Here is an 11,473-nt window from a genome sequence, read left to right on the forward strand (position 1 = left end):
AAGGAATAGGGTGGGGACATGAGTGGTCTGCTCAGTGGTGCCCGAACCGCGGTCAATCCCCTTCGCCAGCTCACGATCGACCAGCTCCGGCAGCGGACCAGCCTCAAGTGGCGGGAGTACCCCGACGACGTGCTGCCGCTCTGGGTGGCCGAGATGGACGTGCCTCTGGCCGAGCCGGTCGCACGGGCGATCACCGATGCCGTCGCGCGCGGTGACACCGGCTACACCGTCGGAACGGCGTACCCGCAGGCAGTGGCCGAGTTCGCCGCCCGGCGGTGGGGTTGGGACGGGCTGGCCGTGGAGCGCACCGCGTTGGTGCCCGACGTCATGCACGGCGTCGTCGAGGCGCTGCGGCTGGTCAGCGAGCCGGGGGACGCGGTGGTCGTCAACTGCCCGGTCTACCCGCCGTTCTACGAGTCCGTGGCGCACGCCGAGCGCCGGATCGTGGAGGCACCGCTCGGCGAGGACCTGCGGATCGACCTCGGCGCGCTGGAGGATGCGTTCCGGCGGGCTCGCGCCGGTGGAAGGCCGGTCGCGTACCTGCTCTGCAGCCCGCACAACCCGACAGGCGTGGTGCACAGCGCGGCCGAGTTGACCGCCGTCGCCGGACTGGCCCAGCGGCACGGGGTGCGGGTGGTAGCCGACGAGATTCACGCTCCGGTGGTGGCTGGGGGAGCGCGGTTCGTGCCGTACCTCTCGGTGCCCGGCGCGGAGAACGGCCTGTCGCTGATGTCCGCCTCCAAGGGGTGGAACCTGGCCGGTCTGCGCGGCGGCCTCCTGGTCGCCGGCCCGGCCGCAGCCGGTGACCTCGCCCGCGTCCCGTTCGGGGTCAGCGTCAGCACCAGCCACCTCGGCGTGATCGCCCACACCGCTGCCTTCCGCGACGGCGGCGAGTGGCTCGACGCCCTGTTGACAGGCCTGGACGACAACCGTCGGCTCCTGACCGCGCTGCTCGCCGAGCACCTGCCGGCCGTCCGCTACCAGCCCGGTCAGGCCACCTGTCTGGCCTGGCTGGACTGCCGCGCCCTGGGCCTCGGCGACGACCCGGCCAGCGTGTTCCTCGACCGTGGCCGGGTGGCGCTCAACTCCGGACTGGCCTTCGGGACCGGCGGTGGCGGGCACGTGAGACTGAACCTGGCCACCGCACCGGAGCTCATCACCGAGGCGGTACGCCGGATGACCAGCGCCGTCGACTGAGACCGTCAGCCGGGAGCAACTGCGCTTCCAGTCCTTCCCCGGCCGTTTCACCTCGACGCCCTACTGGTGCCGGCGGCACCGCCTCGCGGCACGCCTGAACCACTGATCCGTCCGCCGCCGCGGCCGGGCGGGACACCCCCGGCCCGGCCGAGCGGTAGGGCTTCCGAGCGTTCTTGGACGGGACGCAACCTGATGGTGGTCCGGCCCCGTCGAGCTTGCGGAGGAGGGAGCCTCGATGGTGGATGCCGAGGGTGAGTTCGTGGAGTACGTCTCCGCGCGACTGCCGAGCCTGCACCGGACCGCGTTCCTGATGTGCGGCGACGCCCATCTGGCCGACGACGTGGTGCAGCAGACGATCACGGCGCTCTACGTGAACTGGCTGGCCGAGCGGGACAGCCTGCTCGCCGCGCTCGCTCGCCTCCCGCGCGGGCAGCGCACCGTGCTGGTCCTGCGGTTCCTGTGCGACCTGTCGCTGGCCGACACGGCCGCCGCTATGGGCTGCTCCGAAGGCAACGTGAAGGCGCAGACGGCTCGGGCGCTGGCGGCGGTCCGCCAGGTGCTCGACGTCACCGAGATGTCAGTGAGGAGTCCGAGATGACCACGGTGGACGATCAGCGGATCGCCGAGCTGCTGCGCTCGGTGCCGGTGCCCGAGCCCCGGGTCGACCTGCGCCGGGCGGTCCGCGACGGCCGTCGGCGCCGCCGGCGTCGCCGCGTCGGCGGGATCGCGGCACTGACGGTGCTGGCCGGGGTCGGCGTCGTGGGCGCCGTCCAGGCCGGCGGGACCGCCGGCCCGCCAGTTCCAACCCCGCCAGCGCTCGCTGTGTCACCCGCCGGAAGCGGGTCGGCTGTCCCGCGCCCGCCACTCACCTGCCAGGCGTCGTGGTTGTCGCAGCCGATCGGCGGTCCGGTCGCGGTGGCCAACAGAGTCGACCCCAGCGGGCGGCACATCGTCGGCGACGTCGGAACCGGGCAGGAGGACGGCCGGGTCGTGCTGTGGACCGACGGCCGGTCGGTCGTCCTGCCGGCGGGCGCGCGGCACGCGGCAGCGGTCAACGCCAGTGGCGATGTCGTCGGCACCGACGGCGACGGCACCGGCTGGCTGTACCGGAATGGGAAGCTGCATTTCCTGGCCACCCCGCCCGGCTACGACGCGGTGCTCGTGCACGCGGTCAACGGTCGGGGCGACATCGTCGGCACCGCCCGTAGGTTCGACGACTCGCACCACGCCGTGCTGTGGTCGACGGACCAACCACAGAAGTACCGGCTGGTCGGCCAGCCGGGGTCGTCCGCGACCGGGATCACCGAAGACGGCACGATCGTCGGCACCATGGGCGAGAGGCCCTACCGGTGGACGCCGCAGGGCGTCGGGTCGGCGCTGGCGGTGCCCGACGGCTACCGGCGGGCCTCGGTCGACTCGGCTCGGGGCGAATGGGCGATCGGCATGGTTCCCGGCGGCAAGCGCAGCGGCGCCGTGCAGATGCTGCCGGTGCGGTGGAACCTCGCCACGGGGGCGGTGAACCTGTTGCCCTTCTCCGGGGCGAACGGCGTTGCCGGTAATGGTGAGCTGCTGGTCAGCGACGGTGCGCCGCTGGTGGTCGCTCCGGATGGCACCTCCCGCCGGTTGCCGGGCCACCCCGAGGTCCGGGCGACCGAGGCGGGCACGTACACGGCCGAGGGAATCAGCGACGACGGTTTGACGGTGGTCGGGGCGGTCCACGAGAAGCGGGCGTATCGGCCGCTGGTGTGGCGGTGCACCCGCCAGTGACCGGGTCACGTGGTGGTGGACGGTCGCGGCGCCCAGGTGCCCGCGGCGCTGGCGATCAGGAGTATCACCGCTGGTAGGAACGCGACACCGATGCCCAGCCCGAGCAGCAGCCCCCAGCCGGTGAGGACGAGCGCGGCCACCAGATCGACGACCACTGTCAGTCGACCGACCCGCTGCGCGAGAACGGGCAGCAGTGCCGCGACAACGGGAACGCCGAGCAGATAGCTGGCCGCGGCGCCCGAGTCGTCCACGGTGAAGGGAGCCAGCACGGCTGCCACCAGCGCGGTGATCGCCAGGGCCGACCATCTGAGCACCGACCGGGTGTTGGCCGGCTTGCGGACCAGGACCACGAGACCGACGAGCAGGACACCCACGATTGCGCCGACGGCCGCCAGACCAGTCATCTCGTTCTCCTCGACCGCCGCGGGAGGAACTTCATCGAAGGCGGCGGATCGTCGCCTTCGCTTCCCACGATACGGCTGGTCGGCCTAACTGCACGAGCTCCCAGCCTCCTACTCGTTCCGGACGGTGCGGGGTCGGCGACGTCTGCTGGCACCGGTACCGATGGGTTCGCTCGCTAGCGCCAGGCCGCCGTGCGGAGAATGCCGTTGAGGCCCTGCTCGAACAGCAGGTCGTCGTCCCATCGGGTGTCGTCGAGGTGGCCCGAGGCGTCGAGGGTCGGATAGGCGTTGGCGCTCGCCACGATATGGGCACGGGCCGCGGCCCTGGTTTCAGGCTCCGTGGTCCGTCGCCAGGTGGCTTCGGTGAGCGAGGCGCCGATGACGTAGTTGGCCAGCAGGCGCGTCGTCACCGCGAGGTGCAGCCCGCTACAGCCGCCGCGTACCAGCGCCGATTGCAGAAACTCGGTGCGGGCCAGCACGTTCGGACCGAGCATGGGGCGGCCGACGAGCCCTGCGGCCCAGGGATGATCCAGCATGGCGCCGCGCCAGGCGCGAGCGAGGACGCGGATGTCCTCCAGCCAGTTGTCGCTCGCGTCCGGGACGGTCACGTCGCCGAAGATCCGGTCGACGGCCAGGTCCAGGACGTCGTCCTTCGTCCTCACGTGCCAGTACAACGCGGTCGCCGTCACGTCGAGCCGCTGCGCGAGACAGCGCATTGTCAGGCCCTCGGCGCCAAGCTCGTCCAGCACGATCACGGCCGCGTCCACGATGCGATCGAGGGTCAAGGGTGGCTTCCGCCGCGCCCGCGACGGCGCCGCGCGCAGCCATACCGGCGGCGCGGTGTGATTGTCGGGTCGCGCCGTCGAGGGTGAGGTGGACATGCCGGGCTCGACGGGGGTCATGGGGGCATCCTAAACAGATGGACAGGCAATTTAACGACGGTAAGGTGGTTGTCCGTAGGAAAGTTGGAGTGACGGTTGGCGCAAGGAGGTCCCGGCATGCCTCTCCTGCGAATCCACCTCGGCACCGACCGGAGCACCGCTCGTCGGGTGCTGCAACTGCATCAGGAGGGCAGGATCCATCACGCGTCGCGGGAGGCCGCCCGGGAGCAGGCGTGGCGTCAGGGCCGCACCCCGGCCGGTGATCCGGTCTTCGTCGGCATCACCAACGGCCGCCGCGACGTCCAGTTGCTCTACGACGTCGAGGTCTACTCCGACGCAACCCGTTGAGCAGGGGTCAGCCGGCGTCCAGCACCTGCCGCAGCCGCGCGGCGAACTCCTCGGGTTTGCCCGCGTAGCCGAACTCGCCGCCGAGGAACCCGCCGTGGTGGCTCGGGAACACCACGGCCTCCTGGCCGAGCAGCGCCGCGAGGCCCAGGGCGGTGCGAGCGGTGTACGTGCCGGCCGACTCCTCGCCGACAGCGACCACGATCCGGGTGGGCGCGGCGGTGAGCACGCTCGCGTCGGGACGGTAGTCGGTGATCGCCCACGAGTTCTGCGACAGCAGCGGATCGTCGCGGCTGCCGTCGTCGTCGGGGGCCATGCCGAACATCGCCGGGTCGGGAGCGGGCTGGGCGAAGTAGGCATCGGTGAACTCGCCCTGCCAGGACGTCATGGCGATGAACGCGGCCATCCCCGCACCCGAGCCCTTCGCCTGGTACGCCTCGTAGAAGCCGGCTCGGGCGCGCTCGGCGGCCGTGGCGTCGGGGAGCACGGCGTTGATCGGCGGTTCGTGCGCCACCAGGGTGGCGACGTCGTCGGGGTGGGTGGCGACCAGTTCGAGTGCGGTCACCGCGCCGCCGCTGCTGGCGAACACGTCGACCGGACCGACCTCGAGCGCCTGAACGAGCGCGTGCAGGTCGGCGGCCTGCTGCTGCGGCGTGTGGTCGGACCGACCGTCCTTGCGGACGCTCCGGCCCAGACCACGCGGGTCGTAGGTGAGGACCGTGCGGTCCGTGAAGTGCGGGGCGAGCGCGGTGAAGCCCTCCGCCGCCATCGGCTGGCCGATCATGAGCAGCGCACGATGGGCGCCGGTGGGAGGTAGCGGGCCGCGGACGTCGTAGACCAGGTCGACGCCGGGAATGACCAGGGTGTGCGTCTGGATGTCCTGCATCCGATGAGACTATGGGCGGCTGACTGTGTCAGGGTGCCTTGCTAGCGGCGAGCCATCCGGTTCTTCGGGACGGCGCTCGTGCCCCGGCGGGGCGAAGGTCAGGTGCTACCGATCGTGGCGCGGCGGATGGTCGCGGCCAGCTGCGACGAGTCATGGCCCGGCTCGACTCCGTCGACGAGAATCACCTCGCCGGTGAGGTGCCTCGTCCGCAGGGGCTTGATCTCCTGATAGTCGCTGGACCGGTACCAGGAGCGGGCCTGCTGCAGGTCGGGAAACTCGATGACGATCACGTCGCCGGGCCAGTCGCCCTCCAGGACGTCGATGGTGCCGCCGTGGACGATGAACCGGCCCGCGAAGGGTGCGAGGGTGGCGTCGATTCGCTCCAGGTACGTCAGCACCTCGGCGTGGACGGGCGCCTTGCGGAGGTGTGCGAGCGCGTACGCGGTCATGATTGCCTGTCCTTGCGTCTGGTTGTGGACCTGGGTCGCGGTGGTGGCGGGCGGCGTGGGCCGCCCCGGCACGGCACCGGATCGGTAGTGCCGAAAGAACTATTTCCGCTGTCCCGGCAGGCTGTCGATTACCTCGCAGGTAATGGCCCGGCTGTCGGTGCGGAATTAGGGTCGGTGGGTGACGATCTCGACCCGGCACGGGCCACCAGTGGGGGAGTTGCTGCGCGACTGGCGCCGGACTCGCGGGATGAGCCAGCTCGACCTGTCGATCGAGGCGGGAGTGTCGGCGCGGCATCTGAGCTTCGTCGAGACCGGGCGATCCCGGCCGAGCCCGGACCTCATCCTGCGGCTGGCCGAACACCTGGAGATGCCGCTGGCCGAGCGCAACACGGTGCTGCTGGCCGGCGGCTATGCGCCAGCCTATCCCCGCCACGAACTGGGTGACCCCGAGCTGGCACCGGTACGGGCCGCCGTACGGCAGATCCTCGACGGTCACAGCCCGTACCCCGCGCTGCTCGTCGACCAGCACTGGCACCTCATTGAAGCCAACCCTGCCGTCGCCCTGTTCACCATGGACGCGCAGCCTCACCTGCTCACCCCACCGATCAACGTGTTGCGCCTCAGCCTGCACCCCGACGGTCTGGCACCGCGCATCGTCAACCTGCCCGAGTGGCGCACCCACCTGCTGAAACGGCTGCGCCAGCAGGCGGCGACGACAAACGACCCGATCCTGTACGACCTGCACGAGGAGCTGCGGGGCTATCCCGGTGGCGACGTCGACACGACACCGGCCAGCGATGCCCTCTCACGTGTTCTCGTCCCGTTGCGCTATCGGCACGGTGACCAGGAGCTGTCCTTCGTCAGCACCACGACCCTCTTCGGTACGCCGCGGGAGGTGACAGTCGCCGGGTTGGCCGTCGAGGCGTTCTTTCCCGCTGACTCGGCGACCACGCAAGCCCTCCGAGCTCGTGCCGACTCGTGACCAGCGCCGCTGCCGTCACCCGGTGGGAATGGGCGGCGGCTGACGGAGCGCGTCGTCGATGATGCCGGGCATCCGTCGGGCCACTCCCGCGAGGAGGTCCGCGACCTGGACGCGCGGATCGTCGCGGGAGTCGACCATCACCAGCCCCGCCAGGGGTGACACCCCGTTCGGCAACGCCCCGGCCCGGTCGACGCCGGCCGCCGACGCGTCACCGTCGGCCAACACCCGCTGGAGGCGGGTCAGCCGGTCGGCCGTCAGGGCGCTCTGCTCGTCGTGGGTCACCAGCACCTGCCGCTGGCCGCCGCTCCAGGACAGGACCGTCTCCGCCAGCGCCGGCAGCAGCGGTTCCAGTGGAGGTGGGACCGTGCGGTCGTCGACGTCGAGTCTGGCCACCACGGCCCGCACGCGGCTCGGGCTGAGCTCGTCGAGGACGGCGTCGGCCACCGTGCCGAGGCCGTGTCGCCGCAGCGCGTCCCGGGCCTGGAAGAACCTCTGCACGGTCTGGTCGACCGGAAGTCGCCGCTTCATCCGGACCAGGTCGACGAACGCCGACAGGAAGGTGCCCCAGTCGCTGCCGGTCGAGCGTCCGGCCTCGTGCAGGGCGAGAGCCGCCGGATGGTGCTCGCGAGCCAGGCGGGTGCCCGCCGCGTACGACGGCTCGGTCAGCAGGAAGTCCACGATCCGGGTGACGAGGAAGAACTCCTTGTCGATGAGGTGGACGTGCGCGCGGCCGGCCAGCGCCGCCAGGAACCATTCCAGTGCCTCTTGCGCACCCGAGCCGCGCAGGAACCGGCCGGACTTGAGCTCGTGCGGTGCGATCCGGAACCCGGACCGCAGGGCCGTGATGAGCGCGACCGCCTCGTCGACGGCCAGGTCGACGCTCGCGTGGGTGATCACCGGGGCGGTCGAGTGCAGCAGGTTCGTACCCGAGAATCCCGACTCGTCGCAGGCGATCTCCACGACGGCCCCGACCACCACCGCGCCGCCCGGCGGCAGTCCACCTTGAAGTGGCGATCTCACCTCCGAGCTCCCGCCATGCCGCCCATGGTCACCCGTGCGCCGGCAGAGAACAACCCGATTGCGGAACGGGAGCCGCAGTCCTCAATGGGCGCGCTCTTGAACCCACTGCGGTTGCGCTGCCGCTTCGCGGCGCACGTCGGAGCTGGTGCGCGGGTGGCTCGGCTGCCCGCCTGCGTACATCTGATGTATGTCCATCGGGATGGGTGATCGTCGGCGTGATTCTGGCGGATTGCCGTGCGGTGCCGCGTCGGTCCGCCGCTGCTCACCCGTCCGTTCGTCTCGCTGACCGGCCAGAGGGGTGCGGCGTCCACCCATCGATCGACCGTTGCCTATTCTGTGGCCCCGGAGTAACCTTCCCGAAACACATCAGATGTCTGGCTCGCCAAGGCCCGGCGTCGGCCTGCTCAGGCAGGGTCCCGGTTGGCCCCACCAAGCGGATCCCCATGTCGAGTCCCATAGTTGTCACGCTTCGGGGTGGCCGGACTGGTCACCGTTTGGAGGATCGATGTCAGACCTGACCCGACGGCAGGCTCTCAAGATCGGCGCAGCCGGCGCGGGTGGTGCTCTCCTGCCGGTGCCCTGGACCGCCGTGGCACGAGCGGACTCGGTGGCGCCGCCGCAGGTGTTGGCCGCCGGGGACCTCGCCCTCTGGTACGACGAAGGTGCCGGGACCGACTGGCTGCGGGCGCTGCCGATCGGCAACGGCCGGCTCGGCGCCATGGTCTTCGGCAACGTCGACACCGAGCGACTTCAGCTCAACGAGGACACCGTCTGGGCCGGTGGGCCGCACGATCCCAGCAACCCCAGAGGCGCGGGAGCACTCGCGGAGATCCGGCGGCTGGTCAACGCGAACCAGTGGACCCAGGCCCAGGATCTGATCAACCAGACCATGATGGGTAACCCCGGCGGCCAGTTGGCCTACCAGACCGTCGGCAACCTGCGGCTCGCGTTCGGTTCCGCCAGCGGGGCGTCACAGTACGACCGGACGCTCGACCTGACCACCGCCACCGTCACGACGTCGTACGTGCTCAACGGCGTTCGCCACCAGCGGGAGGTGTTCGCGAGCGCGCCGGATCAGGTCATCGCCATGCGACTGACCGCTGACCGGACCGGCTCGATCAGCTTCACCGCCACCTTCGACAGCCCGCAGCGGACGTCGGTGTCCAGCCCCGACGGCACCACCATCGGCCTCGACGGCATCTCCGGAAACATGGAGGGCGTCAACGGCCAGGTCCGCTTCCTGGCCCTCGCCAACGCGACAGTCAGCGGCGGCAGCGTGTCCAGCTCCGGCGGCACCCTGCGGGTGACGAACGCCAACAGCGTGGTCCTGCTGATCTCCATCGGCTCCAGCTACGTCAACTACCGCAACGTCGGCGGCGACTACCAGGGCATCGCCCGGCAGCGCCTCACCGCCGCGCGGGCCAGCAGCTACGACCAGCTGCGCAGCCGGCACGTGGCCGACTACCAGGCGCTGTTCGGCCGGGTCACTCTCGATCTGGGCCGCACGTCCGCGGCCGACCAGACCACGGATGTCCGGATCGCCCAGCACAACAGCGTCAACGACCCGCAGTTCTCCACGCTGCTGTTCCAGTACGGCCGCTACCTGCTGATCTCGTCGTCGCGGCCCGGCACCCAGCCGGCCAACCTCCAGGGCATCTGGAACGACTCGCTGGCCCCGGCGTGGGACTCGAAATACACGATCAACGCCAACCTGCCGATGAACTACTGGCCGGCCAACACCACCAACCTGGCCGAGTGCCACAACCCGGTCTTCGACATGGTCAGAGACCTCGCCGTCGCCGGAGCGCGGACCGCCCAGGTGCAGTACGGCGCCGCCAGTGGCTGGGTCACCCACCACAACACAGACGCGTGGCGGGCCACAGCGGTGGTGGACGGCGCGTTCTGGGGCATGTGGCAGACCGGCGGCGCCTGGCTGTCCACGTTGATCTGGGATCACTACCTGTTCAACGGCGACATCGAGTTCCTGCGCACGAACTACCCGGCCATGAAGGGGGCGGCGCAGTTCTTCCTCAACACCCTGGTGACCGAGCCGACCCTCGGTTACCTGGTCACCAACCCGTCGAACTCGCCGGAGCTGAGCCACCACGCGAACGCCAGCGTGTGTGCCGGCCCCACAATGGACAACCAGATCCTGCGGGACCTGTTCGACGCGTGCGCACGGGCCAGCGAGATCCTCAACGTGGACAGCACATTCCGGGCGCAGGTTCGCGCCACCCGGGACCGGCTCCCACCCATGAAGATCGGCTCGCGCGGCAACATCATGGAGTGGCTCTACGACTGGGTGGAGACCGAACCCAACCACCGGCACATCTCCCACCTCTACGGGCTGGCCCCCAGCAACCAGATCACCAAGCGCGGCACCCCGCAGCTGTTCGAGGCGGCCCGGCGGACCCTGGCGCTGCGCGGCGACGACGGCACGGGCTGGTCGCTGGCCTGGAAAATCAACTTCTGGGCTCGGATGGAGGAGGGCAAGCGGGCCCACGACCTGATCCGCTACCTCGCCACCACCGCGCGGCTCGCGCCCAACATGTTCGACCTGCACCCGCCGTTCCAGATCGACGGCAACTTCGGCGCCACCGCCGGCATCGCCGAGATGCTTTTGCAGAGCCACACCGGCGAGCTGCACGTCCTGCCCGCGCTGCCGCCGGCCTGGCCGAGCGGACGGGTGACCGGCCTGCGCGGTCGGGGTGGGCACACGGTCGGCATCACCTGGGCGAGCGGTCTGGCCACCGAGATCCTCATCCGACCGGACCGGGCCGGCACCGTCCGCCTGCGCTCCCGGATCCTGACCGGCACCGTCACGGTGGTCGACACCGCCGACGGTACGACGGCCCGGACCACCCGGATCGAGTCCGACCTGATCGACGTCACAGTGCAGGCCGGACGCACCTACCGGGTCACCAGCTCCGGTGCCACCACGCCGACGCTGGAGCAGAGCTTCAGCAACGTCGGCATCACCAGCGACAACAACACGAACGTCGGGAACTTCGACGGCGGCGGGGCCTCGCTCTCCGCACAGGCCCTGGCGCAGGCCGGGGCCAACCCGGGCGGCACGATCAGTCGCAACGGGGTCAACTTCCGCTGGCCCAACGTCAGCTCCGGGGCCGCCGACAACGCCATCGCCTCGGGCCAGACAATCGGTGTGACCGGCACCGGCAGCACGCTTGGCTTCCTGCTGACCGGCACCTACGGTGCGGTGTCGGGGACCGGCACTGTGGTCTACGCCGACGGCACCCGTCAGACGTTCACGTTGAGCACGCCCGACTGGTACGGCGGGCCGCACTCCGGGGGAACCGCGGCCATCGTGTCCGCGTACCAGAACCGGCCCAACAACGGCCGCCAGGCCACCGCCGCCTGCATCTACTACGTGGGTGTCGCGTTGCAGAGCAAGGCGGTGGCCTCGGTCGTGTTGCCCAACATCAGCGCCCGGCCCGCCACGAACGTGCCGACCATGCACATCTTCGCCATCGCGATCGGGGGCTGACCGCGGCCGAGCCCACCACCTGGTGAACGCGTCCGGGCCC

Annotated in this window: 11 protein-coding genes; 6 read left to right on the forward strand and 5 right to left on the reverse strand. The window is 70.6% G+C overall.

Annotated features, from left to right (window positions below; all coding sequences use genetic code 11):
* Window positions 1–18 precede the first annotated feature (18 nt).
* The 3 genes from ACIA47_RS18005 (at window position 19) to ACIA47_RS18015 (ending at window position 2,964) form a co-directional block, all read left to right on the forward strand.
* Complete coding sequence (locus ACIA47_RS18005) at window positions 19–1,197, forward strand: MalY/PatB family protein (RefSeq protein WP_396709188.1); 1,179 nt, start codon at window positions 19–21, stop codon at window positions 1,195–1,197.
* A gap of 235 nt (window positions 1,198–1,432) precedes the next feature.
* A complete protein-coding gene (locus tag ACIA47_RS18010; RefSeq protein ID WP_396709190.1) occupies window positions 1,433–1,795 on the forward strand; it encodes a sigma factor-like helix-turn-helix DNA-binding protein in 363 nt (120 codons plus the stop codon).
* Window positions 1,792–2,964, forward strand: a complete 1,173-nt coding sequence (locus ACIA47_RS18015; RefSeq protein ID WP_396709192.1) for a hypothetical protein — start codon at window positions 1,792–1,794, stop codon at window positions 2,962–2,964. The genes ACIA47_RS18010 and ACIA47_RS18015 overlap by 4 nt, the downstream gene beginning before the upstream one ends.
* Window positions 2,965–2,969: 5 nt before the next feature.
* On the opposite strand, the gene ACIA47_RS18020 is transcribed toward ACIA47_RS18015, so the two are convergent.
* Complete coding sequence (locus ACIA47_RS18020; RefSeq protein ID WP_203116133.1) at window positions 2,970–3,368, reverse strand: hypothetical protein; 399 nt, start codon at window positions 3,366–3,368, stop codon at window positions 2,970–2,972.
* A 173-nt stretch (window positions 3,369–3,541) separates the two neighbouring features.
* Window positions 3,542–4,267 carry a TetR/AcrR family transcriptional regulator C-terminal domain-containing protein gene (locus tag ACIA47_RS18025; protein WP_396709194.1) on the reverse strand — a complete coding sequence of 242 codons (726 nt, stop codon included), beginning with the start codon at window positions 4,265–4,267 and terminating at the stop codon, window positions 3,542–3,544.
* Between the two features lie 96 nt (window positions 4,268–4,363).
* Here ACIA47_RS18025 and ACIA47_RS18030 point away from each other — a divergent pair, with 96 nt between their 5' ends.
* Window positions 4,364–4,594 carry a hypothetical protein gene (locus ACIA47_RS18030; protein ID WP_396709196.1) on the forward strand — a complete coding sequence of 77 codons (231 nt, stop codon included), beginning with the start codon at window positions 4,364–4,366 and terminating at the stop codon, window positions 4,592–4,594.
* 7 nt (window positions 4,595–4,601) lie between these two features.
* Here the strand turns inward: ACIA47_RS18030 and ACIA47_RS18035 are convergent, their stop codons facing one another.
* Both ACIA47_RS18035 and ACIA47_RS18040 read right to left on the reverse strand, forming a co-directional pair.
* Window positions 4,602–5,477 carry an alpha/beta fold hydrolase gene (locus ACIA47_RS18035; protein ID WP_396709198.1) on the reverse strand — a complete coding sequence of 292 codons (876 nt, stop codon included), beginning with the start codon at window positions 5,475–5,477 and terminating at the stop codon, window positions 4,602–4,604.
* 98 nt (window positions 5,478–5,575) lie between these two features.
* Window positions 5,576–5,926, reverse strand: a complete 351-nt coding sequence (locus ACIA47_RS18040; RefSeq protein ID WP_203116140.1) for a DUF1330 domain-containing protein — start codon at window positions 5,924–5,926, stop codon at window positions 5,576–5,578.
* A 178-nt stretch (window positions 5,927–6,104) separates the two neighbouring features.
* Between ACIA47_RS18040 and ACIA47_RS18045 the strand changes: the two genes are divergently transcribed.
* Window positions 6,105–6,908 carry a helix-turn-helix transcriptional regulator gene (locus ACIA47_RS18045; protein ID WP_203116142.1) on the forward strand — a complete coding sequence of 268 codons (804 nt, stop codon included), beginning with the start codon at window positions 6,105–6,107 and terminating at the stop codon, window positions 6,906–6,908.
* Between the two features lie 15 nt (window positions 6,909–6,923).
* Here the strand turns inward: ACIA47_RS18045 and ACIA47_RS18050 are convergent, their stop codons facing one another.
* Window positions 6,924–7,928, reverse strand: coding sequence for a hypothetical protein (locus ACIA47_RS18050; protein ID WP_396709200.1), 1,005 nt, complete (start codon window positions 7,926–7,928; stop codon window positions 6,924–6,926).
* Between the two features lie 505 nt (window positions 7,929–8,433).
* On the opposite strand from ACIA47_RS18050, the gene ACIA47_RS18055 reads away from it, so the two are divergent.
* Entirely contained in the window at window positions 8,434–11,433 is a 3,000-nt protein-coding gene (locus ACIA47_RS18055) for a glycosyl hydrolase family 95 catalytic domain-containing protein (protein WP_203116144.1), read from the forward strand.
* The last annotated feature ends 40 nt before the right edge of the window (window positions 11,434–11,473 follow it).

It is taken from the genome of Micromonospora sp. NPDC051227, assembly GCF_044455385.1.
Lineage (GTDB): Bacteria > Actinomycetota > Actinomycetes > Mycobacteriales > Micromonosporaceae > Micromonospora.